The following is a 25,136-nucleotide window of genomic DNA, read 5'->3' on the forward strand; positions in this document are numbered from 1 at the left end:
GACCTATATAGGTTTATATTAGCTTAAATAGCAGTTTCTTTTATATAGATTGTTAAAATGGCTACTGATTATCTGTTGTATAAAAATAGAGCATAATGATGCTTGCCTATTAAACAGTTGTAGTATGATGTATCTATATTTTGACTGATTTTATATATCAGTAAATTTTGCCAGAGTGAATTTTAGGATTCATTTCAAGCTCAAACATCGTTGGAATTTATAATGCCTGACTATCGTTCAAAAACATCGACACATGGAAGAAATATGGCTGGCGCACGTGGCTTATGGCGTGCAACAGGAATGAAAGATGAAGATTTTGGTAAGCCGATTATTGCGGTGGTCAATTCATTTACCCAATTCGTTCCAGGTCATGTGCATCTTAAAGATTTGGGACAAATGGTTGCTGAGCAAATTCATGCTGCTGGTGGTGTTGCTAAAGAGTTTAATACTATTGCGGTAGATGATGGTATTGCAATGGGGCATGATGGCATGCTGTATTCATTGCCATCACGTGATTTGATTGCAGATTCTGTAGAATACATGGTCAATGCACACTGTGCAGATGCGATGGTCTGTATTTCTAACTGTGACAAAATCACACCAGGAATGCTTATGGCTGCAATGCGTTTAAATATTCCTGTGGTCTTTGTTTCTGGTGGGCCGATGGAGGCAGGTAAAGTTAAAATCCGTGGTAATGAAAAAGCCATTGATTTGATTGATGCCATGATCGTTGCGGCAGATGATCATTATACTGATGAAGAAGTTCAAGAGTATGAACGTTCTGCATGTCCAACATGTGGTTCATGTTCAGGTATGTTCACTGCAAACTCAATGAACTGTTTAACAGAAGCACTTGGCTTATCTTTGCCAGGGAATGGTTCGATTGTAGCGACCCATGCCAACCGCAAAAAATTATTTGATAAAGCAGGTCAGCTCATCGTAGAACTTGCAAAACGTTATTACGAACAAAATGATGACAGCGTATTACCACGTAATATTGCTAAAAAAGCTTCTTATGAAAATGCAATGACGCTTGATATTGCAATGGGTGGTTCAACCAATACGGTTCTTCATTTGCTTGCTGCTGCGAATGAAGCTGGTGTTGATTTTACGATGGATGATATTGATCGTCTGTCCCGTAAAGTCCCTGTACTATGTAAAGTTGCACCTGCGAAAAATGATGTACATATGGAAGACGTGCACCGTGCGGGTGGTATTATGTCGATCTTGGGTGAGCTTGATCGTGCGGGCTTGTTGGATACAACTGTATATACCGTGCATGAAAAGACCTTAAAAGATGCTTTAGATAAATGGGATATTATTCGTACAGAAAACCCTGAAGTGTATGAGTTCTACAAGTCTTCACCAGGTGGTGTTCCAACGCAAACCGCATTTTCACAAAACCGTTATTATTCATCTTTAGACGGTAATCGTGAAACTGGTGTCATCCGTAACGCTGAGCATGCTTTTTCTAAAGATGGTGGTTTAGCGGTACTTTACGGTAACATTGCACTTGATGGCTGTATCGTGAAAACTGCTGGAGTGGATGAATCTATTCTTAAATTTAACGGTACAGCCCGTGTCTTTGAAAGTCAGGATTCTTCTGTAGATGCCATTTTAGGTGGAGAGATCAAAGCTGGTGATGTTGTTGTCATTCGTTATGAAGGTCCACGAGGTGGTCCTGGTATGCAGGAAATGCTTTATCCAACCAGTTACCTAAAATCTAAAGGCTTGGGTAAAGAGTGTGCCTTGATTACTGATGGTCGTTTCTCTGGAGGTTCATCGGGTCTTTCGATTGGGCACGTTTCTCCAGAAGCTGCTGAGGGTGGAGCGATAGGTCTGGTCGAAGATGGTGATATCATCGAAATTGATATTCCAAATCGTACTATACATTTAAAAGTGGATGATGCGACTTTGGCTCATCGTCGCGAAGCTCAAGAGAAAAAAGGCTGGCATCCAGCTGAAGAGCGTCCGCGCAAGATTTCTAAAGCACTTAAAGCATATGCAATGCACACTACTAGTGCTGCAAAAGGTGCAGTACGCGAAATTTAATTTGGATCTTCTTTATACAATGAAAAGCACCCATCAAAATGATGGGTGCTTTTTTATCGATAAGGTTTTTTTGCTTAACACGAGCAGTATTTTTACGTGTTAAAAAGGTGTGTAGCACTCAGGTTAAACTTTTTCACAGAGCTACGAGATTTAGTGATTAATACTGAGCTGACTTAAATAGACTTCATTTATCGTTTTTGAAGATATTGAACATTTTTCCTTGAATTGCTATAAGTTTTGGATAATGCTTATATTCATTTTTTAGGCATCTGCACTTAAGGGTGCTAAAATTCACCTTCTATTTTCTAGAGTTAAATTTTGAGGCTGTGCTCATGTCACTGTTACGCCGTTGGTTTGATCCAATCCGATCGAGATGGTTCTTTCAAAAACCAACTCGCCAAGAGGTGTTACCCACGGAACAGGGGTTAAGTATTTATTTACGTTTAGATGACGTTTATAGCTATTTGGCTGTGCAGCAGCTTCCGCAACTCGAAGAAATTTTAACTGATGATCTAAAACCATTGAAAGTAGTGATTTCAGATACAGCAGCTGAACCCCCCAATGGAATGACTAAGACTGAATGGCATACGTATTGCTTGAATGATGCCAAAATTTTAGCGACACAACACCGTTTTAGTTATGACGAAGAAAAACCGGAACAACCTACCCAAGAAGCATTAAAGCAAGCTGAAACGATATTAAAAAATACCCCATTAACAGGTCAGAATTTCCTTTACTTACTCGAAGATGTATTTCATATGCTGTGGCAGCAGCAATATGGAAAATTACGAACATTGTTTGTAATGGCGAGCCAGCATCAAAAGCCGCAAGAGACTCCGGAGCGTGTATTTGATCATACGCCTGTGCTTGCCAGTTATTTTGAGTTTGGTGGGCGTAAATATCATGCTGTAGATGATTTATTACGCCTAACCCGCCGTTTAAAACAGCAAAAGTTATTGACTGATAATCCTATTTTTCTGATCAATCATATTGAATGGCGTGAGCATCTAATGAGTGATGCGGAGGAACTTGCTGAAATTCAGGCAATGCATCCAGAGTTGGATTTATATATTGCACTGGAAGATCCAATTAGCTGGTTGTTGCTGGCTTATATCAAAGAAGAATTGGCAGATTATTATAATATTCAAATGAATCTTTACCCGCTCAGTTATCGAAGTCGGGATCATTTTGACTGGAGTTTGGCAACACGGTTATCCAAACGGGCAGAAGTTGAATTTACTCCATTTTGTCGTCCGACAGCAGACAGCATCTTAGAGATGGCACATTTGTTCTATAGTGTTCCTGATGATGAGCAGGTAGATGCGATGTATGAAATTTTAAAAGCTGTATGGACAAAGGGCAAAGATTTTTCATTCAAGTCGCATTTTCAGCAAATGCAACAATTGCTTTCAATTGAGCAATTAACAGATGTAAATGTTGCTGAACTTTTAGCAAGAAATGATGCATTATGTGATCAAAAGCATCAACCAGACTTTCCTGTATTGGAGTTACGTATAAATGGAAAGCATTATGTTTTTAATAGCTTATACCGTGTCTGGATGATTGAGAGTATTTTTAGTAATGTACTAGAACAACTTTATAAAAGTGAGAACGATGCAGAAAATAACGAGTTTGAAATTTCAAAAGAATAAATGTGATTCACTTGATCAGGCACGTGAACAAATTGATGCGCTGGATCAGGTGCTCATCGAGTTAATTTCTATTCGTCAGTTTTATGTTGATCAGGCTGTACGGTTTAAACGGACAGAGACAGAGGTTCAATCTCCTGAACGCGTTGAACAGGTCATTGGCAAGGTAAGAAAAAAGGCTGAGGAATTAGGGACAGATCCTGATTTGGTTGAAACTATTTATCGTGAAATGATTCAGCATTTTATTCAAAGAGAATTAAAAGAAATTAGACCTTAATGCTTTTATATTTAATGGGTAAAAATCTTGAAAATATTCCGTTTATTTCTTTATGTATTGCAATATTCATAAGAGCTTGTCCTGTTTAAAAGTGGTTTTTGAATGAAAGAGATCATTATTGCTATTACTGTTGGGGTTTTAACAGGCGCTTTTACTCCTGTTTTTTACTATCATTTTATAGAAAAACCAAAATTAAATTTAGAAGTAGATAAACTTAAATTAGAAACTTTTAAAAGTTTTACGTCTTTTATTCCTAAAATTGATACACAATGTACTTCGAATAAGTTGAATTACTGGAATTGGGAAATAAGATGTAATATAAAAAATTCTGGTGATTATCCTGTTAATATTACTCTAAATAATATTAAATTAGGGCTTGCTAAAAATGTAGATCAAATAACAATTGGTAATGATCAATACAGTTATAAATGTAGTAAAAAAAGCTACTTATCTAGCCCAGGATCAAATAGCTATATCGGATGTAATATCTATTTAAATCATAAAAAATATCCAAATGGAGTTGTAATAAATGCTGCTGAAGCATATTTAGATTTTCAATTTAAAACAGATGAAAGTACACAAGTTATTTTAGAGAGCATTGATAATATTAAAGGTTTAAGCCAGTATGTAAAACAGATTTCAAATGATGGGGTAAAAGTAATTGTTGCTTTGCAATAATAAACAAATATTTAATTTTTTCCAAAACTCTGTGGTGATTCCCCTAAATGTTTTTTAAACATGGCACTAAAGGCACTGGTACTCTTATAGCCTAAGCTATTGGCAATACGAGAAACGGGTTCTCCACGGGATAACTTACCCAAAGCTAGAGCGAGATGCATTTGTTGTATCCATGCCCGATAGGGAAGCCCTGTTTCTTTTTGGAACAGGCGAATCAATGTTCTGGGGCTTGTTCCTATCATATCCGCCCAGGTATTTAGATCTTTTACATTGTGGGGATGTTCGAGTAATGCCTCACAAATTGAAATCAGACGTATATCTTTTGGCCATGGAATTTCTATGGGAAATGTTGTCGCCTGTTGAATCTCATGAAAAATGAGTAGCTGTAAGGATTTTTCCAGCTCCTCACTATATGGATAGTGATCTGGATGTAATTCATTAGTGAGATTAAGCCTGAGTACTAATTCTCTCAGTAAGTTAGTCATTTTGATTAAAAAACAAGTATTACCTACGCTAAGAGATGCCTGTTCCTCCACAAGTACGGTACTCAAGCGGACTTGACTGAGCGAAGTAACGCTATGTTCGACAAAGGCTGGAATCCAAAGTGCATATTGCGGTGGGACGATCCAGATATTCTGATGTGTCTGCACCCGAATACTTCCCTCGGATGCATAAAGAAGTTGCGCGCGTGAATGAAAATGTGGTGCGATAACACTTCGATAAAGTTGGAAAGACCCTTTTGGAATGACTAAGGGCTGATTTATTTTTGTAGACATAGATTGCTATTTTTGCTTTGAAATTGTCATTTATACGATGATTATTGGAACATGGAATCTAATATGCCAAATTAAAATAGCATAACCACGGTGCAAAAGGATAGACATCAACTATGCAAGCCTCATCTGAACAGTCCAATCAAAATATAACGGGAAATACAGTAAAAACACAGGGAATGATTGTCCCTATTATTTGTGCTGTTGCAATCGCACATTTACTGAATGATTTAATTCAGGCATCTTTGCCTGCAATATATCCTTTGCTCAAGTCAAATTTTGCATTGACGTTTACCCAGGTAGGGCTGATCTCACTGGTATATCAAGTGACAGCATCTCTGCTACAACCATGGATTGGATTTTATACAGATAAACATCCAAAACCTTATTTGTTACCTTTGGGTATGGCAGTGACACTAATAGGTATCGGACTGCTCGCTTTTGCTCCAAGTTTTGGCATGTTGTTGTTTGCAGCATCATTGATCGGTGTAGGTTCCTCTACGTTTCATCCAGAAGCATCTCGTGTGACACGTATGGCATCTGGAGGTCGTTTTGGTACGGCACAATCAGCATTTCAGGTGGGAGGAAATACTGGATCTGCGGTTGGTCCATTGTTGGCTGCGGCTATCATAGTGCCCAATGGTCAAGCAGCAGCAGCGTGGTTTATGCTGTTTGCACTTGCTGCAATCTTTGTATTGTTCAAAGTGAGTCGCTGGACCATACAGCATGTTCAAAAACAAGGTGCAAATAGTGCAGCAGTGACCACACAAAAGCTACATGGTAAAACCCTGTTCCGCGCATTGCTTGTGATCGCAATTCTGATTTTGACTAAATTTACATATATCGCAAACATAAGTAATTACTATACTTTTTATCTGATTGATAAATTTCATGTGTCATTACAGCATGCTCAGCTTTATTTATTTGCTTTTTTAGCTGCAGTTGCTTTTGGAACGTTTATCGGAGGACCTATAGGTGATCGTATAGGGCGAAGAGCAGTATTGTGGTTTTCATTTATTGGAATGATTCCGTTTGCATTACTCATGCCATATACCAACCTGTTCTGGACAGTCATTTTGGCAATGCTCGCCGGTATGATTTTGTCATCCGCCTTTGCTGCAATGGTTGTATATGCACAAGAAGCAGTACCTGGAAGAGTTGGTATGATTTCAGGCTTGATGTTCGGTTTGATGTTTGGAATCAGTGGTATCGCAGCAGCGGGGCTCGGGCATTTGGCAGATATTTATGGAATTTCATGGGTATTTAAATTTTGTTCTTTTTTACCATTATTAGGCTTTGCAACATTCCTGTTACCAAATACCAGAGTCAAATCTTAAAAGCATAAAAAAGCCCTGATGCATTGTCAGGGTGTTTTTTTGCGCTAAATAGAAAAGATGATCAATGTTATTGTTTAGCTGAGAAGCAGATTGGAAAAATTAAATGTTCCAGCCTATTTCAATATCTGTTATATGATTTTGAACCATTTCATATTCGTGTCTTTTACAGGTCAGCCAAAGCCTTACAAAATCTTCACCTAAATACTTTTTAAGAGTTAGATTTTTTTCAAAGCGATGAAGTGCTTCTAATTGTCGAATAGGTAAGAAGTTATGTGAGTCATTTAATTTTTTTAAATGCGAAGGTTTTTCTAAAATAAAATCATGTTGTAAGCCATGCAAAACTCCAATTAAAATTACTGCACAGCATAAATAACAATTACTATCTGCACCTGCAACACGGTACTCCAGACGTTGATTTTCTTGATCTGTACATGGCAAACGGATGGCAACATTACGATTATTGATCCCCCAATTGGCTTCAAGAGGAACATGACTACCGAATTGAAAGCGACGATATGAATTAATATTAGGCGCCAGAATTGCCATTGATGCAGGCATTAAGTCTAATAAACCTGCCAGAACCTTGGTTAGAGTCGGGTTCGGCTGTTGAATGTCATGGTGACTAAAAATGTTTTTATTGTTCTGATCTTGCAGGCTCATATGAAAATGTAGCCCACTACCGGCTTTGTCCATATCGGGTTTTGCCATAAAGCAGGCATTTAAGCCATGTGTTGTCGCTATTTGTTTGACGATACGTTTCATGGCAAAAATATCATCGCAAATTTTTAAAATATCACGAGTGTGCTGAAGGTTAATTTCATATTGCCCCGAAGCACTCTCTGCAACAATTGCCGTCATTTCGATTTTCTGTCTTTTTGCTTCTATTTCAATTTGTTGTAGTACATTTTTGTAATCATCAGGAGCATCGACATCAAAACATTGGCTTATATTTTGGGAAGTAGAAGAGGGTGTTGATTGATTTTCAAATAAATAAAATTCAATTTCACTACCCATAATCGGGAAAATATTTATTTTATTGAATTGACGAATTATTTTCTTTAACTGGTTTCGAGGTTCATATAGACAGTCAGAACCATTTTCATTTTGCATTGAAACATAAACTTGGGCATGTGTTTCAGGCTGTAATGCGCAAGGTTTGAGCGTACCCGGAACTGGCATACATAAGCGGTCAGGCTCCCCAATATATTTTCCTAACCCTGTTTCCTCAACTACGTTTCCATCTAGACTCATGCCATATATGGAAAGAGGGAAATAGCAGCCTTTTGCAAGATTATTGAGAGTCTTGATATCTATTCGCTTACCCCGAAGATGTCCGTTTAAATCATGTAAGCAAACATCAACATGTTCGGTTTCAGGATATTTTTCTAAATATAGCCGTACTTCTTCTAAGAATTGTTGTGAATTTTCGAGGTCTGGATAAACCTCGCTCTGAGGGTGAATCATAGAATTGTGAATCGACATATTCATTTTACTGCATCCAAAATGCGATAAAAAAATGATACAAATGTCGGTTGTGACTGTAACGTAAAAAGGTCATAAAATTTATTTAAACGTTTTAAAGCATCGTTGATATCAAAAGAGTTAAATAAAAGGAAAACGCTAGAAAAGATAATATCTAAAAATTTATTGCTAAATAAGAAAGTATATCCACATGTTTAAGAAAAAAATGTTTGAGCTTTATAATCGTTTTCATCATTTTGGTTATTTGATTTACGTAAATAATTTGCTAAATCCGTGTCAGATCATATGATCATTTTTATCATTATTGCTGTTCGGACAAATTATTTTAATCGAAAACTAAATAGTGTGTTGCAAGAGAAATCTGTTTTTGAATATGTAGTGCAAGACTTTTTTAAAAAATTGCAGATATTTTAAAGGTTGATGAAATAGAGGGCATTTCTGCCCTCGTGGATTGATATTATTTTGCTGCTACCGGAGCCAGAACTTTGTGCTGGCTGGTTGTTCTTGCTGGTGCTTTGTGAACCATAGTGTAGGCATAATCTACTCCCATACCATAGGCACCAGAGTGTTCGCGAACGATATCCATTACCGCATCATAAGTATCACGATTTGCCCAGTCACGTTGCCATTCAAGTAAAACTTGTTGCCAGGTCACAGGAATTACACCAGCTTGCACCATACGCTGCATGGCGTAATCATGTGCTTCTTTAGAAGTACCGCCTGAAGCATCCGCAACCATATAAATTTCATAATCTGTATCATGCATGGCACTGAGGGCAAAAGACAGGTTACATACTTCAGTCCAGAGACCTGAAACAATAATTTTTTTACGGTTATTGTTTGCCAAAGCATCGCGTACTTTTTGGTCATCCCAAGAGTTCATTGATGTACGCTCTAAAAGAGGTGCTTCAGGAAAAACATTGAGTAATTCAGGGTAAGTTTGTCCAGAAAAGCTCTCGGTTTCAACGGTAGTAATAGTTGTGGGAATATCGAAAACTTTTGCTGCTTTGGCTAAAGCCACAGTATTGTTTTTTAAAACTTGACGGTCAATAGATTGAACGCCAAAAGCCATTTGTGGCTGGTGGTCAATAAAGATAATTTGTGAGTTTTCTGGGGTAAGTAATTCTAAAACTGATTTATTCATTTTTACATCCTGAGTGATTTAACGTTCTGTTAATAAGATTAATTAAATTAATTTTCGTAATCAGTACTATTTTTAGAACGATGCTTCTTGATATTGCGACACTTTAAATCTGGCATGTTTAATAAGGTTATTTCAGTAGATTATTTATTTTATTAAATTATTCCGTTATTCAAACATGATTGGAAATGTCAGACCATGCCAAGCAATCTGACATTGTATTTAAGCTAAAGTTGATTAATTAAGGCTAGGTAATTTAATCGGGGTTTTGGTTAATTCAGCATAAAAATTGGCAATTTCAAAATCCAGGAAAAAGCTATTATCCCAATTCGCATAGCGCTTTTTGATTTGTGGAGATATTTTCTCTGTAATCTGATTTTGGTTAAGTCCGAATTTAATTTGTTCTGATATCTGTTTTTTTACATATATCATGTGATCTTGTAGTTGTTTTAAATGTTTTACTGTGGATAGACTTCCATGACCCGGAACAACCATTTTGGGCTTCATAGCAATCACTTGCGAAAGTACATTGATCCATAGTGATGCTTTTGTATCAGGGTCAGGCATAATAGGATAAAAATCCTTTTCATATAAATCGCCCATAAATACAGTATTAGACTGTTGATCCAGGATGATCTGATCGCCTTTTGTATGAGCTGGCATTTCCATAAATGTTACAATGCGATGACCTAAATCAAGGTTAAATTTTACACTATACGATTTATCTGCATATCTGATGGTTGTATCTTTTAATAAATTTGCTTCATTTGAGCCAAAAGTTCTAAATAATTTGAGGTATTTTTCACTTTTTTCTTTTGACTCGTTTAATTGCTTTTTATTTTGAATATATATTGCATCTTTGAATTCGGCAGCACCAAAAGCATGTTCTGGATGGAAATGAGTTGAGGTGACATAAATAGTTCTGCCTTTTGCTATTTTTTGCGCGGCCTGGAAAACGCGTTGACCATTGACTTTCCCCATACCTGTATCAATGACTAGAATTGCGTTATTTCCTTCAATAATGCCGATGTTAGGGATGTAATTAATTCTTGGATCAGGGATCAGCCAGAAGCCTGATGATATTTTTTTAATTTTCTCGATTTGAACAATGGCCGGTGACTGCAACAAGGGCTGTTTAGGTTGAGTAGAGGACGTTGCAAAAGTATGAGTACTCGTAACAATCAGTAAGGGGATAGTCAGTATTTTCAAACAAAATTTCATATGATCCTTCCTATAATTCATAATCCGAAATAGCGATTTACAGCAATAATTTTGGAGTTTATGAGAGATAAGAATAGAATATGAGTAATTACTCACATTGAATACTCGTATTTAAAAAAAGCAATGAAGAACATTCCAAAGCCAAGAAAATTACCGATTCAAGGTCGAGCAAAGACAACTGTAGAAGCCATTTTACAAAGCACGGCTCATATTTTGGTACAGAAAGGGTATGAAGGGTTAACCACTAATTTGGTTGCTGAAATTGCTGGTGTCAGTATTGGATCTTTATATCAATATTTTCCGAATAAAGAAGCGCTGATCGCTGCTTTACACTCCAGACATTCTTTACATATTCATGCACTTTTGAAAGAAATGATCCGTTTTGATCAGGCATATTCCCTGAGTGAACATATTGAACAAGTAGTTGATGCGGTAATTCTGGCGCATGCCTATGAGCCAGAATTACATGGAATTCTTGAAAAGGAGTTTTCGTTTTTTGATGAAATAGATAATGAGGACAAGCAAGGTATTGAACACATCATATATAAGCTTATTGAACAACATAAAAATGAAATAAAAAGTAAAAACAAAGATTTAGATTGTTGGATTGTGTTGAAAATGTTGGAGTCTCTTGTCCACTCTGCTGTGATTGATCCTCCAGAAAAATTTACACAACCAGAATTAAGAAATGCCATTATTCATGCAATATGTGCTTATTTGATCGCATAAAATAAAGAAGTAAGGCTCAATTAAAAGTTGAGGCCTTATCCAGAAAACAATGATTTTTGAAGTTTTTGAAAATGATTAGCATTAGAGCCAAATATTTTGAGGATAGATGTGATGGTATGGATCGTCATCATTGTTTTTGCAATTGCGGGACTGATTAAAGGGACAATCGGACTGGGCTTACCTGCGGTCTCTATGGGATTATTAACCTTGGTGATTAGTCCATTTCAAGCTGCTACTTTATTGATTATTCCATCTATAGTGACAAACTTTTGGCAACTTTTTGCTGAAGGTCATGTTCTACGACTAATTCGCCGTTTTTGGCCTATGCTGACAGGCATTGTACTCGGTTCAATCTGGAGTATTTTTCCAACGCTTGGGCATAGTCATTTTCAAAGTGAAGCGCTTTTAGGTGGTATGTTGGCACTTTATGGGGTGTATGGATTATTTTCCAAAAATATGCCAGATCTGGCACCTTATGAGAAATGGTTAGGCCCAGTAGTTGGTTATCTTGGTGGTGCATTGACCGTTGCTACAGGCGTAGTGGTTATCCCTGTGGTTCCATATTTACAGGCACTGGGCCAAAAACGTGATGATTTGGTACAGTCTTTGGGACTGGCATTTACTGTTTCGACCCTGTGTTTAGCTGTTTATTTACAGCAAAATCCTGTAGATAATATTCCTCTAGATTGGAAAATGTCATTGGTTGCGCTAGTTCCTGCATTGGTTGGGATGTGGGCAGGGACAAAAATCCGTTATAGGATACCTGAACAAAAATTCCGCAAAGTTTTTTTCTTTGGTTTAGTGATTTTTGGTTTATATTCAGTGCTGCATCAGTTTCATCTCATTTGAAATTAAACGGTTAACAGCGATTTTTTCGAGACAAGGAACTGGGCAAAATGTTGGTATGATACTGGCAATTCATCAAAATTTTTAGCTGCAATTAAAAGCTTTCTGTTTGCCCAGTCACCTTCAAGTTCGATTTGATGGAAATGGTAAAATTCATTTAAACGCTTTGCTGCACGCTGAGGCATGATTGCAATTCCAACACCATTAGAAACAACTTGAGCAATAGCAGCAAAATTGGGTAGTCGTAACCTGTACTGAATTGCACAGTTCAATATTTTTGCTTGGGCTTCGATGGACTGTTGTAAAGAGTGATATTGCATTAACCCGACAAAAGGAAAGTTTAATGTATCTATCAGTTTGAGTGCAGACTGATGTTTTAAGGCATGATCTTTGGGACAAATCAATACCAAAGGATCATCAGCAAATTCAAGTGTTTGTAAGTCATTTGAGTTGAAAAAGCTGGAAATGAGACCCAGTTGGGCTGTGCCTTTATCCAGCGCCAAGATGATGTCTGCACTTTCAGCTTCCTGCAGATCTATTTGAACATGTGGATTCTCGATTAAGTATTGTGGTAGCAAAGCAGGTAAATATTCACTCTGTGCAGAAGAGTTACACCAGAGCGTCATTTCACTACGTAGACCTTGAGAGAAAGGTAACATTGCTTGTTGTAGTTGTTGTATCTGCTGCAAAAGCTGTTGTGAGTGTTCTACAAAGGTCTGACCAGCGACGGTCAACTTGACTCCTGATGCATGACGGGTGAAAAGATTAACTGAAAATTGTTGTTCGATTTTTTTGATTCGCTCACTCGCCGCTTGCAATGAAATATTTGAGCGCTCTGCACCTTTGGTCAGGCTACCTGTATCCACCACATTTAAAAATAGCTGGAGATCGAAAAAATCGAGACGCATCTGTTTAGAGTGATCTGGGAAAGATGATTCATGATACTAAAAAACGAACCGAATAAATAATAAAAAAGCAGCCATAAGGCTGCTTAAAAAAAGACGCTCGTATTGCAAAGATTATTCTGTTTTATCTTTCAGGCTAAAGAACCAGTTCAGGATGAGGGCGGCAAATGTCGCAGTACCAATACCACCCAAATTAAATTGACCAAATTGTAAGGCGAAATCGCCTGTACCTAAAATAATCGTTACCGCTGCAACCATCAAATTTTTATTTTTAGAAAAATCAACTTTGTTTTCAATCCAGATTTTTGCACCTGCGATGGTAATCAGACCAAATACCACGATTGATGCGCCTGTCAAAATCGCTGAAGGAATAGTGTGGATAATTGCACCGAATTTAGGTGAAAAGCCCAGAAAAATGGCGAAGATGCCAGCAATGACAAAGATGATTGTAGAGTACACACGTGTTACTGCCATGACACCAATGTTTTCACCATAGGTCGTCATCCCTGGAGCACCTACAGCACCAGATAGGGTTGTAGCAACTCCATCAGCAACAAAGGCTTTACCAATATGTGGATCAAGATTTTCACCTGTCATGGCACTCACTGCTTTGATGTGTCCCAGATTTTCAGCGACTAAAATGAGGGCAACTGGTGCAATAATCAGGATAGCGTTGAAATCAAATTTTGGAGAGTGGAATGTCGGTGTACCAAACCATGCTGCCTGCTGGATAGGGGTAAAGTTGATTGGTGTACCATGTCCTAATACATTGGAAACCAGATAATAAATAAAATACGCCAGCAATAATCCAACCAGTAACAATAAGCGCTGCAATAAACCTTTGGTAAATACTGCAATTGAGCCCATGCACAGGACAGTAACCAATGCCATCCACATGTTAAAGTCATTGCCTGCTACACCTTTGACTGTTACAGGTGCAAGGTTTAAGCCAATAATCATCACTACAGCGCCAGTTACAACTGGAGGCATAAGCTTTTCAATCCAGCGTGTACCTGTTGCCATCACGATAAAACCAAAGATGGCATATAAAATACCGCATGCCATGATACCGCCAGCAGCCAGTGGCAAGTTGATATTTGGTGCACCTGTACCAGAAGCGGCATAGCCCGTTGCGGCAATTACTACACCAATAAATGCAAAACTTGAACCTAGATAGCTCGGAACTCGGCCACCTGTAATAAAAAAGAACAGGATGGTACAGATCCCAGACATCAAAATAGCTAGGTTGGGATCAAAACCCATTAAAAATGGTGCAAGTACTGTTGCACCAAACATGGCAAAAGCATGCTGGATGCCTAAAACAATACTTTGGGCTGGTGGAAGATACTCATTTGTGCAGACAGGATGTGCATCAATATTGCCCTGATAAGGACGCCATTTGGGGAACCAGTTGGACATAAAATGAGCTCTTAAAACTTAAATTGCGCCAATGATACTCTTAGTTCACATTAATTTTCATCTTTTTAGTAAAACTAAGGAGTTGCTATTATTAAAGATAATCCATTTTTATACCGACTGGTCAAACGTAAGGTTGTGTAAATAAAATATTTTTAAGTATTAACTTTTATAAGGATTTAACTTTGTAATTCGCAAATTATTGATCATTTAAACTCAATGGATATTTCAATGAGCGAGTATTTCTATCGAGTGAAATATAGTGAAACCTGCAAAAAATATAGACAATATTTTCTTACAGCCTTATGCATAAAGGTTCTTATATAACTGATGTTACACACTTCAAAAGAACGATGATCTTTTTAAAACTTGCTTGACGGAGTCTTACATTAAAAGTTCTAATTTCAGAATTAGCCTTCGGCTCGACCTACTTTTTTTTTCGGAAAAAGTAGGCAAAACTCGTCGGCTACCGAATATTGATGAATTGCATCGCAGAAACAAGACCTAACAAAAGTAATCCTGCCTCAAACAGTTGCGGATGACGTTACCGTGTATCTATATTCTATTCATCGAGATTAGAAAATATGTTTTTGCTGTTACAGCATAACATCAGTTAATTAAATGAATTTGTTCCAGAAATTAAGCAGTTTCACTATAGTTCAGTAAGTGAGGCTTGATATTTTTAGATCGTATAAGAAATAGAAAATTTGCTTCTTCAATATAAAATGCAGGCTGTATTTCACGCCTGCATTTTATATATCAATCAATTTTTGTAATGCTTGATTAACCCGTATTACGTAGACCAGCAGCAATACCAGCGATACTGACCATCAGAGCATGATCGACAGGTGTGTGTTCAGCCTGTTTTTCTGCCAAGTACGCGCGGCGACGTTTCATGAGTTCGGCCTGTAGTAAATGTAAAGGTAGAAGATACGGTTTACGGACTTTCATGGCTTGATCCAAGACATCATTACTGCTGAGCAATTGTGATTCGCCTTTCATGGCGAGTAGGGTTTGCACCGCATCATGTAAACGCTGACGAAGCTCAGTGCCTAAAGCTTTAAGATCTGCATCATCAGTCAGGTGTGATTCATAATACAGGGCAATATTTTGATCGGCTTTGGATAGTACCATTTCCAGCATATCAATCAGGGTCTGGAAATATGGCCACTCTTTCAGCATTTCATCTAGAAGTGGCTTCTGACCTTCACCAATCACTTCATTAATGGCTGCACCTGTACCTAGCCATGCTGGAAGCATTAAACGAATCTGTGTCCACGCAAAAACCCAAGGAATGGCACGTAATGATTCAATCCCACCACTGACTTTACGTTTTGCTGGGCGAGAACCGAGCGGCAACATTTGTAGTTCGAGTTCAGGTGTCACAGTGCGTAGATATTTCACAAAATGCGGGTTTTCACGTACTGTTGCTCGATAAACCTTAACCGACAAATCGGTCATTTTATGCATTAAATCTCGCCACTCTGCTTTTGGTACTGGTGGTGGAAGCAATGTAGCCTCCAGTGTTGCAGCCGTATAGATTTCCAGATTTTGTAGCGCAATTTCTTCCAGACCAAATTTAAAACGAATCATTTCACCTTGTTCGGTAACACGGATCGCACCTGAAATGGAACCAGGAGGCTGGGAAAACAAGGCCTGTTGAGTAGGTGCACCACCACGACTAATCGAACCACCACGCCCATGGAACAGTGTTAACTGTATATCGTGTTTTTTCGCAACAGCTGTTAATTCTTCCTGAGCACGGTATTGTGCCCAGTTTGCGGACATAAAGCCTGCATCTTTGGCGGAGTCTGAATAACCGATCATCACCTCATGTTTGCCCTGAATATGCTGTTTATACCAATGCATATTGAACAGGGTGCTCATGGTACTGGCTGCGCCGTCAAGATCCTTTAATGTTTCAAAGAGTGGCACTACACGTAGTGGATGTTCAATACCTGCTTCTTTTTGCAATAGTAGAACAGCAAGAACATCACTTGGATACTCAGCCATAGAAATAATATATGCGCCCAGACTTTCTTTTGGCTGTTCAGCCAGAGTACGCATAGTTGCAAATACTTCTTGTACATCAGGATTTTCAATCAGGCTATTGGCAGGCTCATTGAGATGTTTTGGTAGCAATGGGCGTTTGCTCTGTAGTTCCTGTAATAAGAAATTCTGGCGTGCTTGCTCAGTCCATGTTTCAAAATTACCTAAACCCAAGTATTCAGTAATCGCAGAAATTGCTTGGCGATGACGAGTAGATTCCTGACGAATATCCAGTTTTAACAGTTCGATACCAAAGCTGTTTACACGATAAATAAAATCGAGCAGTTTCCCATTGGCAATTTCATGTAGCTGGCATGCCATCAGTGAGCGGTAGCAAAGCAACAGAGGCTGTAATAGTTCCTGTTTATGACGGATCACCAATGAACGGTCGACATCCGAGTGTTGACCTTGTAATTTGCTCGCAAGCCATTGGCGAGTCACTTTTAAGCGCTCACGTGTGGTTCTGAGATATTCTCTATATGGTTCTGGATGCTCATAGCCTAATGATTGACGTAGCTCGTCAGAGCAGTCTTGGATAGATAACTCCCAACGTAAATCTTCAATATCCCGTAAATATAGATCAGCTGCTTTCCAGCGTGATAACCAGAGTACTTCTTGGGTAATGTTATGGGTGACATTCGGATTACCATCACGGTCACCACCCATCCATGAGGCAAAACGAATAGGTGAAATATTCAGTGGTAAATCTTTCTCACAATTTTCAACGACGAGTTCATTTAGCTCACGGATAAACTTTGGAACGGCATTCCACAACGTCTGTTCAATGGTTGTGAAGCCCCATTTGGCTTCATCCACAGGTGTTGGACGATGCTGACGAATTTCGTCTGTTTCCCACGCTGAAGTAATGAGTTGTTTTAAATCTGCTAATACTTCTTTTCGCTGTTTAGGTGTCAGCTTTTGCTGATCGAACTGGGAAAGACAATGATTGATACCATCATATTTTTGAATCAGGGTTCGGCGACTCACCTCAGTTGGATGTGCTGTTAAAACCAGTTCAATTTTTAATTCACAAATTTGCTGGTATAAGGTTTCAGCAGAAATATCCTGTTTTTTAAACTTTTGAAATAAATGCTCAAGAACATTTGGAGAAGGCGCATTTTCATCAAATTCGCTTTGGCGGCGGCTACGTACCACATGATATTGCTCAGCGATATTGGCAAAATTTAAAAAATGTGAAAATGCACGTGTAAGTGGAAGAATTTCATCATCTTCCAGACTATTAAAAAGCTGCTCAAGCTGTTTTTCGGCTTCTATTTGACCGTCACGTGCTCCTTTTGCCAAAGCACGAATTTGCTCGATCTGATTAAACAAATCTTGTCCTGCATGCTCCTTCAGGGTTTCGCCAAGAAGGTTACCGAGTAAGCGTACATCCTCACGCAGTGGAGCATCAATTTGTTGAATCATTTTTCATTCTCCAGTTTTTATTAATTTGACTATAACCCGATTTATTGACATGCCAAGTCAATCCATACAAAAGTATGTAAAGCTTTGCGTAATCTTTCAGCAATTAATATACCTAAGTTAACGGGAAAGGATTATTTAGATTCTTAATATTGTTATGAGGCACTATATAAAATACATAATTGGTGAATGTTCGGACTCTTGGTTTTTATCTTGCCTGTTTATTTAGAAAATTAAGTAAGGCAATTCACTGATGAAATGTTAATGAACGCCGTACTTCATGAGAAATATCTCAATACTTTCCAGAATAATTTCATGTTGTTCCTGTGCTGTCGGTATCTGACGGATACCTAATAGTACTTCATGGTGGCGTACACCTAATAACAAAGACAACATGAGCTGGGTCTGTTTTTCAGTATTGTCCTGACGAATAAAATTAAACTGGGCAGCCTGCCTGAAAAAATCTTCCCAGATTGAACACATCTTTTTGTGAGAGGCATTATAGAACACATTGGCTAAAGGATTATTCTCAGCAGCCAGTTCTAAAATCAGGTGTTCTAGCTTGATGGCTTCAGGCAAGTTGATTGTATTCAACCCGGATTCACATGATTTATATAACTCTTCTTTAAAATCAGACTGGGCATTTAAGGCGAGTGGTCGAGAGTTAATGGCACTTTCACATGTTTCTTCAATTGCGCAAACAAATAAATTGTCTTTATCTTGAAAGTGGTTATACACGGTAAGCTTGGTTACGCCTGCTTCTTTAGCAATCTGGTTCATACTTGAACCATGGTAACCACATTTTAGAAATAAAGCTTTTGCTGCATCTAAAATATGCTTACGTTTTTCTAAGTCCTTCGGACGACCCACAGTATTTTGCACAAAATTATCCAAAAAAAGAAAAAATAGTCATTTACTTGTAGCATATTTTTTAATTAATGTACCATGCAGTATATTAATTAAAAAATAGTCAATTTAATGTACCTGTCTATTGTGCCTGAAAAATCACTTTTGAATAAGAGTATTTGCATGAGTAACTTAAAACTGACCCTGATTGGGCTCATGATGATATGTAGTTTTAGCTTGGCTGGCTGTCAAAAAAATCAGCCTGAGGTAGAAGAAATTCCTTTTGTCATGGTGACTCAACCGACCCAGTCTCATGTCGATCAAAAAAGCTATGCAGGGGATGTCCAGGCAAAGCAGCAAACAGCACTGGCATTTCGCGTAGGTGGTCAAATAACCCAGCGTTTTGTCGATGTTGGTGATCAAGTGAAGATTGGGCAGGTACTGGCAAAGCTGGATGTGAAAGATGCTGAACTACAATTAAACTCAGCTAAAGCACAGCTTGAAAGTGCACAGTCTGCCGCTAAAGTTGCCAGCGATGAACTAAAACGTTTTCAGCAACTTTTACCGATTAATGCAGTCAGTCGATCACAGTATGACTCAGTCAAAAATCAATATGATGCAGCACAGGCGGGTTTAAAACAGGCACAATCAAACTATCATGTTACTGCAAACCAGACAGGATATAACCAGTTAATAGCCAATAAAAATGGTGTGATTACTGAGCGTGATATCGAGATTGGACAGGTTATTTCAGCAGGGCAACCTGTCTATAAACTGGCAATAGATGGCGATCGGGAGGTTGTTATTGGCATACCTGAACAGGCTGTTTCAGAAATCAAGGTCGGACAAAATGCTTGGGTGACTTTATGGTCAAAACCTCAGGATAAATTTGCTGGATATGTTCGGGAAATATCACCGGCAGCAGATCAGTCACGTACCTTTAGTGTAAAGGTTGCATTGAAAGAGGGTCAATCAGCTTTTCAGCTTGGGCAAAGTGCAAGGGTGTTTTTGAGTACGGATAGACAAAATACTCTCGGTGTTCCATTACCAAGTGTGTCAGCTAATGGCAGTCAGGCATATGTCTGGGTGGTCAATCCAGATCAGACGATACGTAAAGTTCCTGTGACTGTGGGTGCATATGGACGTGATACGGTTACGATTTTAAATGGTCTGAATGCTTCGGACTGGGTTGTTGTTGGTGGTGTACATTTATTACGGGATAAGCAAAAAATACATCCGATTGATCGGGAAAACCGTGCTGTCAAAGTACAGGGCACAGCCAGTCCAAAAGGAGCAGTGTCATGAGTCAGCCGATAAAATTCAATCTGTCCGAGTGGGCACTACGAAATAAAGGTCTAGTACTGTATTTCATGTTGTTGCTTGGCATTGTCGGGATATTTTCCTATTCAAAACTTTCACAAAGTGAAGACCCTCCTTTTACCTTTAAAGTGATGGTGATCCAGACCTATTGGCCTGGAGCAACGGCTGAGGAAGTTTCACTGCAAGTCACTGACCGTATTGAAAAGGAACTTATGGAGACGGGGCAATATGATCGGTTAATGGCATATTCGCGACCTGGTGAGTCCATGGTAACTTTTGTTGCCAAAGATTCACTCAAATCCAGTCAGATACCAGATATATGGTATCTGGTGCGTAAAAAGGTTGGAGACATCAAACAACAGTTGCCAAGTGGTGTCCAGGGACCATTTTTTAATGATGAGTTTGGCGATACTTTCGGCAATATCTACGTATTAACAGGTCAGGATTATGACTATGCTGTTTTAAAAGAATATGCAGACCGCCTACAGTTACAGCTGCAACGTGTCGCTGATGTTGGAAAAGTGGAACTCATTGGATTACAGGATCAAAAAATCTGGATAGAGATTTCCAATACCAAAGCAGCACAACTCGGTATACCCGTATCTGCTATTCAGGAAGCTCTACAAAAGCAAAATGTGATGGCGAGTGCAGGCTTTTTTGAAACAGGCACAGATCGTATCCAGATACGTGTTAGTGGTGAGTTGAAAAATGTTGATGATCTGAAAAAAATGCCGCTTCTGGTCGGGGATAAAACCATTCAGTTGGGTGATGTTGCTGATGTATATCGTGGTTTTAGTGAGCCAGCCCAACCTCGTATGCGTTTTATGGGGGAAAATGGTATCGGAATGGCTGTTTCCATGCGTAAAGGTGGAGACATTATTGCTTTGGGTAAAAATCTGGAAACAGAGTTTCAACGTTTGCAAAAAACCTTGCCTTTAGGTATGCAGCTCAAGAAAGTTTCAGATCAACCTGTTGCAGTTCAACGCAGTATTCATGAGTTTGTTAAAGTTTTAGCTGAAGCTGTGATTATTGTACTTTTAGTCAGCTTTTTTTCACTTGGTTTTAGAACAGGTTTGGTGGTGGCATTTTCCATACCATTGGTACTTGCCATGACATTTGCAGGCATGCATTTTTTTGATGTTGGCTTGCATAAAATATCTTTAGGTGCACTTATTCTTGCTTTAGGTCTTTTGGTGGATGACGCCATTATTGCAGTAGAAATGATGGCAATAAAGATGGAGCAAGGATATAGCAGGCTTCAGGCAGCAGGGTTTGCATGGAAAACTACAGCATTTCCAATGCTCACAGGAACCCTGATCACCGCAGCAGGGTTTTTACCCATTGCAACAGCAGCCTCTAGTACTGGTGAGTATACCCGTTCCATATTTCAGGTGGTTTGTATCGCATTGATCGTGTCATGGTTTGCAGCCGTGATTTTTGTTCCCTATTTGGGCGATAAATTATTACCAGATTTCAATAAAGCAGGTCAAAAAGCACCTTGGTATCAAATATTGTGGGCAAAGCTACGTAAGCAACCTGTACCACAGCCGGTCATACATCATGATGGTGAGCATTATGATCCATATCAAAGCAGGTTTTATCAAGGTTTTCGTAAAGCCGTAAATTTTTGTGTGACCTATCGTAAGTCTGTGCTTGCATTTACCGTGTTTATCTTTGTAGTTTCGATCATGATGTTCAAACTTGTTCCACAGCAGTTCTTCCCGCCATCAAACAGAGCTGAAATCTTGGTAGATCTGAAGCTTGAAGAGGGCGCATCTCTTACCGCAACTGAACAGGCCGCCAAAAAGGTTGAACGGTTCCTGGCAAAGCAAAAAGGTATCGATAATTATGTTGCTTATGTTGGAACTGGGTCTCCACGATTCTATTTACCACTTGACCAACAATTACCTCAAGCCAGTTTTGCCCAGTTCGTGGTTTTAGCATCTTCACTGGATGATCGTGATGAAATTCGTAAATCACTGGATCAACAGATTCGTAAGTTACTTCCTGATGTACGAACACGTGTTTCACTATTAGAAAATGGTCCACCAGTAGGATATCCATTGCAATATCGTGTGTCTGGAGAGGATTTAAATACTGTTCGCCAATATGCGCATCAGGTTTCAAAAATTATGAGTGAAAACCCAAATACGACCAATGTACATTTGGACTGGGGGGAACCGAGTAAAATCATTTCATTAAAAATAGACCAAGATCGTGCGCGTCAGATGGGCGTTTCAACTGCAGATTTATCCAACTTTTTGAACAGCTCCATTAGTGGTGCGATGATTGACCAATATCGTGAAAAGCGTGAATTGATTGATATCAGACTAAGAGGTGATCAGGCAGAACGTCTGGATGTTGCATCACTGGCAAGTCTGGCTGTACCTACTTCGAGAGGGGCAACTGTTCCACTTGCACAAATTGCCAATATTCAATATCAGTTTGAAGATGGCTTGATCTGGCATCGTAATCGATTACCAACGATTACCGTGCGTGCAGACATTCGTACCCATTTACAGCCTGCTACGGTTGTGAATGAACTTAATGATCAAATGAATCAATTACGTGCGGGACTACCGAGTGGTTATCTGGTTGAAGTAGGTGGAACTGTTGAAGAGTCAGCCAAAGGCCAGGCCTCAGTAAATGCTGGAATGCCGTTGTTTCTGGCGGTGGTATTTACTTTATTGATGATCCAGCTGAAAAGTATTTCAAGAAGTTTTATCGTATTCCTGACCGCACCTTTAGGGTTGATCGGGGTGGTTTTGTTCCTTCTGGTTTTCAATAAACCTTTTGGATTTGTAGCGATGCTTGGAACTATTGCCCTATCTGGCATGATCATGCGTAATTCGTTAATCCTGATTGATCAGATTGAACAAGATATCAAGTCTGGGCAAGATCAATGGAGTGCCATTCTGGATGCAACGGTGAGGCGATTTAGACCGATTATTTTAACTGCACTGGCTGCGGTACTGGCAATGATTCCACTTTCACGTAGTATTTTCTTTGGGCCTATGGCAGTCGCTATTATGGGAGGATTAATCGTTGCAACATTGTTAACGCTGTTTTTCCTTCCTGCATTGTATGCAACATGGTTTAAGGTGCAAAAAACATCAAATAATGTATAAATTTTTGTGAATAGTAGGTGATAAATCAAAAAAAATTCAATATAGTAGCAGCTAATGTTTTACAGAAAATAACACAGCTAATTTCATCGCATAAAAACATGCAAATATGCGATGAATTGAGGTTACGACATCCATGGGGCAAGACAATCTTGAAAAGCATCGTCGCTATATGACGAGCTCTTATATTTTTATGTTTCTTGCATTATTTACCATTATTAGCGCTTTTGTCGCGTATTGGTTGGCTCGAAAAGTTGCTCAAGTTGATAATGCAGAAGTATGGATTCATGCTCAAGCACTTTGGGTGATGCGTAACGTTCTTATTTTCCTGATCTTGGCTGCTTTTGCTGCTTTATGGTTTATCCCGCTTATTTTTTATTACTGGGATAGCTTTTTATGGGTCAAAGCTTGCACTGTTGCAGGTGTAGTATTTGGTGCCATTGCGTGGTTATTTTTATTAAATTCGTGGCTGCAAGGCTTTTCTAAGTATATGAAAAAGAAAGCTGTCTTTTAAATTTAAATAATTTTTCTATTTTATCCCTTGTAATATGAGGGATAACCCCCAATTTACTGTTCAGTTAAGTAATTCAAAAATTCCGTGGAGCATCGCCAGACATGGCTAAACGTGATTATTATGAAGTTTTAGGTGTATCTAAAACTGCTAGTGATGATGAAATCAAAAAAGCCTATCGTAAAATGGCGATGAAATATCATCCAGACCGTAACCCAGACAACGCAGAAGCCGAAGAAAAATTTAAAGAAGCTGCTGAAGCTTATGAAATTCTTTCTGATGGTGAAAAACGTAGTATGTATGACCGTATGGGACATAGTGCGTTTGAAGGCGGCTTTGGCGGTGGTGGTGCTGGCGGCTTTGGTGGATTTAGTGCTGAAGATATTTTCAGTCAATTTGGTGATATTTTTGGTGGCGCTTTCGGTGGCGGTGGTCGTGGTCAGCAGCGTCAACGCCGTGGTTCGGATTTGCGATATGTCATGGAACTGACTCTAGAAGAAGCAGTTCGTGGTGTGAAAAAAACCATTACTTTTACTGCTCCAGCACCTTGTGAAGCATGTGATGGTAAGGGAGCAAAAAATCCGAATGATGTTGAAACCTGTAAGACTTGTCATGGTACTGGTCAAGTCCGTATGCAGCAAGGTTTCTTCTCTGTTCAGCAAACCTGTGGTACATGCCGTGGCTCCGGTAAAGTGATCAAAAATCCATGTAATGTATGTCATGGTTCAGGTGTTGCAGATCGTCAGCAAACACTTGAAGTGACTATTCCTGCAGGTGTGGATAACGGCGACCGCGTTCGTTTGACTGGTAAGGGTGAAGCGATCCGTGGTGGTCAGGCTGGTGACTTGTACGTTGAAGTTGTTGTTCGTGAACATGAAATCTTCCAGCGTGATGGTGCAGACCTTTATATGGATGTCCCGGTTAGCATTGCTGATGCAGCACTTGGTAAAGAAATTGAAATCCCGACCTTAGAAGGTCGTGTAAGTTTGAAGATTCCTGAGGGAACGCAAACAGGTAAGCTTTTCCGCTTACGTGGCAAAGGGGTAAAACCAGTTCGAAGCAGTATGCAAGGTGATTTGCTCTGCCGTATTGTGGTTGAAACACCAGTGAATTTGACTAGTCGTCAACGTGAACTGTTAAAAGAGCTTCAAACGACTATGGAAGGCGATGATAATAAGTCATCTCCAAAGAAAAAATCGTTCTTTGATCGCTTATTTGACTAAAGCAAAGATCAAAGGATAAATAGAAGAAACCCATCTCAGTATTGAGGTGGGTTTTTTGTTTTGGAGTAATGGGATTTTGAATAAATATTTAGTTATTTTGTATGATAAATCTAATGTTAAATAAAAATTATAGC

Annotated in this window: 19 protein-coding genes; 11 read left to right on the forward strand and 8 right to left on the reverse strand. The window is 38.9% G+C overall.

Going from position 1 to position 25,136, the window contains the following annotated elements; translation table 11 throughout:
* Positions 1-222: 222 nt before the first annotated feature.
* The 4 genes from ilvD to KPC_RS06210 all read left to right on the forward strand — a co-directional run bounded on the left by ilvD (position 223) and on the right by KPC_RS06210 (position 4,656).
* On the forward strand, positions 223-2,052 hold the full coding sequence (gene ilvD / locus KPC_RS06195) for a dihydroxy-acid dehydratase (RefSeq protein ID WP_121973536.1): 1,830 nt from the start codon (positions 223-225) through the stop codon (positions 2,050-2,052).
* Positions 2,053-2,384: 332 nt separating this feature from the next.
* Positions 2,385-3,704, forward strand: a complete 1,320-nt coding sequence (locus tag KPC_RS06200) for a hypothetical protein (protein WP_121973537.1) — start codon at positions 2,385-2,387, stop codon at positions 3,702-3,704.
* Positions 3,667-3,978 carry a chorismate mutase gene (locus KPC_RS06205; protein WP_121973538.1) on the forward strand — a complete coding sequence of 104 codons (312 nt, stop codon included), beginning with the start codon at positions 3,667-3,669 and terminating at the stop codon, positions 3,976-3,978. The genes KPC_RS06200 and KPC_RS06205 overlap by 38 nt, the downstream gene beginning before the upstream one ends.
* A 102-nt stretch (positions 3,979-4,080) precedes the next feature.
* Positions 4,081-4,656: a hypothetical protein gene (locus KPC_RS06210; RefSeq protein ID WP_121973539.1), complete on the forward strand. Its 576-nt coding sequence runs from the start codon at positions 4,081-4,083 to the stop codon at positions 4,654-4,656.
* Between the two features lie 11 nt (positions 4,657-4,667).
* Here KPC_RS06210 and KPC_RS06215 read toward each other — a convergent pair whose 3' ends face one another.
* The gene (locus tag KPC_RS06215; RefSeq protein ID WP_121973540.1) at positions 4,668-5,432 is read right to left on the reverse strand and encodes an AraC family transcriptional regulator; all 765 of its coding nucleotides are present in this window, start codon (positions 5,430-5,432) and stop codon (positions 4,668-4,670) included.
* 113 nt (positions 5,433-5,545) lie between these two features.
* Between KPC_RS06215 and KPC_RS06220 the strand changes: the two genes are divergently transcribed.
* Entirely contained in the window at positions 5,546-6,766 is a 1,221-nt protein-coding gene (locus KPC_RS06220) for an MFS transporter (RefSeq protein ID WP_121973541.1), read from the forward strand.
* Positions 6,767-6,865: 99 nt separating this feature from the next.
* On the opposite strand, the gene KPC_RS06225 is transcribed toward KPC_RS06220, so the two are convergent.
* From KPC_RS06225 to KPC_RS06235, 3 genes are all read right to left on the reverse strand, one after another.
* Positions 6,866-8,230 (reverse strand): glutamine synthetase family protein, encoded by a 1,365-nt coding sequence (locus tag KPC_RS06225; protein ID WP_228212180.1) that lies wholly within the window; start codon positions 8,228-8,230, stop codon positions 6,866-6,868.
* Positions 8,231-8,705: 475 nt separating this feature from the next.
* Positions 8,706-9,392, reverse strand: coding sequence for a hydrolase (locus KPC_RS06230; protein ID WP_121973543.1), 687 nt, complete (start codon positions 9,390-9,392; stop codon positions 8,706-8,708).
* Between the two features lie 234 nt (positions 9,393-9,626).
* Positions 9,627-10,610, reverse strand: a complete 984-nt coding sequence (locus KPC_RS06235; RefSeq protein WP_121973544.1) for an MBL fold metallo-hydrolase — start codon at positions 10,608-10,610, stop codon at positions 9,627-9,629.
* A gap of 123 nt (positions 10,611-10,733) precedes the next feature.
* Here KPC_RS06235 and KPC_RS06240 point away from each other — a divergent pair, with 123 nt between their 5' ends.
* Positions 10,734-11,339 (forward strand): TetR/AcrR family transcriptional regulator, encoded by a 606-nt coding sequence (locus tag KPC_RS06240; protein ID WP_121973545.1) that lies wholly within the window; start codon positions 10,734-10,736, stop codon positions 11,337-11,339.
* A 111-nt stretch (positions 11,340-11,450) separates the two neighbouring features.
* Positions 11,451-12,188 carry a sulfite exporter TauE/SafE family protein gene (locus KPC_RS06245; RefSeq protein ID WP_121973546.1) on the forward strand — a complete coding sequence of 246 codons (738 nt, stop codon included), beginning with the start codon at positions 11,451-11,453 and terminating at the stop codon, positions 12,186-12,188.
* A gap of 2 nt (positions 12,189-12,190) precedes the next feature.
* Here the strand turns inward: KPC_RS06245 and KPC_RS06250 are convergent, their stop codons facing one another.
* The 4 genes from KPC_RS06250 to KPC_RS06265 all read right to left on the reverse strand — a co-directional run bounded on the left by KPC_RS06250 (position 12,191) and on the right by KPC_RS06265 (position 18,859).
* Positions 12,191-13,093: a LysR family transcriptional regulator gene (locus KPC_RS06250; protein ID WP_121973547.1), complete on the reverse strand. Its 903-nt coding sequence runs from the start codon at positions 13,091-13,093 to the stop codon at positions 12,191-12,193.
* Positions 13,094-13,204: 111 nt separating this feature from the next.
* A complete protein-coding gene (locus KPC_RS06255; protein ID WP_121973548.1) occupies positions 13,205-14,509 on the reverse strand; it encodes a solute carrier family 23 protein in 1,305 nt (434 codons plus the stop codon).
* 780 nt (positions 14,510-15,289) lie between these two features.
* Positions 15,290-17,980: a phosphoenolpyruvate carboxylase gene (ppc, locus tag KPC_RS06260; protein WP_121973549.1), complete on the reverse strand. Its 2,691-nt coding sequence runs from the start codon at positions 17,978-17,980 to the stop codon at positions 15,290-15,292.
* Positions 17,981-18,238: 258 nt separating this feature from the next.
* On the reverse strand, positions 18,239-18,859 hold the full coding sequence (locus tag KPC_RS06265) for a TetR/AcrR family transcriptional regulator (RefSeq protein WP_121973550.1): 621 nt from the start codon (positions 18,857-18,859) through the stop codon (positions 18,239-18,241).
* A 147-nt stretch (positions 18,860-19,006) separates the two neighbouring features.
* Here KPC_RS06265 and KPC_RS06270 point away from each other — a divergent pair, with 147 nt between their 5' ends.
* The 4 genes from KPC_RS06270 (at position 19,007) to dnaJ (ending at position 25,002) form a co-directional block, all read left to right on the forward strand.
* Entirely contained in the window at positions 19,007-20,128 is a 1,122-nt protein-coding gene (locus KPC_RS06270) for an efflux RND transporter periplasmic adaptor subunit (protein ID WP_121973551.1), read from the forward strand.
* An 8-nt stretch (positions 20,129-20,136) separates the two neighbouring features.
* A complete protein-coding gene (locus tag KPC_RS06275) occupies positions 20,137-23,271 on the forward strand; it encodes an efflux RND transporter permease subunit (RefSeq protein WP_121973554.1) in 3,135 nt (1,044 codons plus the stop codon).
* Between the two features lie 133 nt (positions 23,272-23,404).
* Positions 23,405-23,782 carry a hypothetical protein gene (locus tag KPC_RS06280; protein ID WP_121973552.1) on the forward strand — a complete coding sequence of 126 codons (378 nt, stop codon included), beginning with the start codon at positions 23,405-23,407 and terminating at the stop codon, positions 23,780-23,782.
* 101 nt (positions 23,783-23,883) lie between these two features.
* The gene (gene dnaJ, locus KPC_RS06285) at positions 23,884-25,002 is read left to right on the forward strand and encodes a molecular chaperone DnaJ (protein WP_121973553.1); all 1,119 of its coding nucleotides are present in this window, start codon (positions 23,884-23,886) and stop codon (positions 25,000-25,002) included.
* The last annotated feature ends 134 nt before the right edge of the window (positions 25,003-25,136 follow it).

The organism is Acinetobacter stercoris, assembly GCF_900323515.1.
Classification (GTDB): Bacteria; Pseudomonadota; Gammaproteobacteria; order Pseudomonadales; family Moraxellaceae; genus Acinetobacter; species Acinetobacter stercoris.

Excerpts from the sequence above, each read along its gene's own strand:
- ilvD (WP_121973536.1), top strand. The coding sequence starts at position 223 with ATGCCTGACTATCGTTCAAAAACATCGACACATGGAAGAAATATGGCT.
- KPC_RS06200 (WP_121973537.1), top strand. The coding sequence starts at position 2,385 with ATGTCACTGTTACGCCGTTGGTTTGATCCAATCCGATCGAGATGGTTC.
- KPC_RS06205 (WP_121973538.1), top strand. The coding sequence starts at position 3,667 with ATGCAGAAAATAACGAGTTTGAAATTTCAAAAGAATAAATGTGATTCA.
- KPC_RS06210 (WP_121973539.1), top strand. The coding sequence starts at position 4,081 with ATGAAAGAGATCATTATTGCTATTACTGTTGGGGTTTTAACAGGCGCT.
- KPC_RS06215 (WP_121973540.1), bottom strand. The coding sequence starts at position 5,432 with ATGTCTACAAAAATAAATCAGCCCTTAGTCATTCCAAAAGGGTCTTTC.
- KPC_RS06220 (WP_121973541.1), top strand. The coding sequence starts at position 5,546 with ATGCAAGCCTCATCTGAACAGTCCAATCAAAATATAACGGGAAATACA.
- KPC_RS06225 (WP_228212180.1), bottom strand. The coding sequence starts at position 8,230 with ATGATTCACCCTCAGAGCGAGGTTTATCCAGACCTCGAAAATTCACAA.
- KPC_RS06230 (WP_121973543.1), bottom strand. The coding sequence starts at position 9,392 with ATGAATAAATCAGTTTTAGAATTACTTACCCCAGAAAACTCACAAATT.
- KPC_RS06235 (WP_121973544.1), bottom strand. The coding sequence starts at position 10,610 with ATGAAATTTTGTTTGAAAATACTGACTATCCCCTTACTGATTGTTACG.
- KPC_RS06240 (WP_121973545.1), top strand. The coding sequence starts at position 10,734 with ATGAAGAACATTCCAAAGCCAAGAAAATTACCGATTCAAGGTCGAGCA.
- KPC_RS06245 (WP_121973546.1), top strand. The coding sequence starts at position 11,451 with ATGGTATGGATCGTCATCATTGTTTTTGCAATTGCGGGACTGATTAAA.
- KPC_RS06250 (WP_121973547.1), bottom strand. The coding sequence starts at position 13,093 with ATGCGTCTCGATTTTTTCGATCTCCAGCTATTTTTAAATGTGGTGGAT.
- KPC_RS06255 (WP_121973548.1), bottom strand. The coding sequence starts at position 14,509 with ATGTCCAACTGGTTCCCCAAATGGCGTCCTTATCAGGGCAATATTGAT.
- ppc (WP_121973549.1), bottom strand. The coding sequence starts at position 17,980 with ATGATTCAACAAATTGATGCTCCACTGCGTGAGGATGTACGCTTACTC.
- KPC_RS06270 (WP_121973551.1), top strand. The coding sequence starts at position 19,007 with ATGAGTAACTTAAAACTGACCCTGATTGGGCTCATGATGATATGTAGT.
- KPC_RS06280 (WP_121973552.1), top strand. The coding sequence starts at position 23,405 with ATGGGGCAAGACAATCTTGAAAAGCATCGTCGCTATATGACGAGCTCT.
- dnaJ (WP_121973553.1), top strand. The coding sequence starts at position 23,884 with ATGGCTAAACGTGATTATTATGAAGTTTTAGGTGTATCTAAAACTGCT.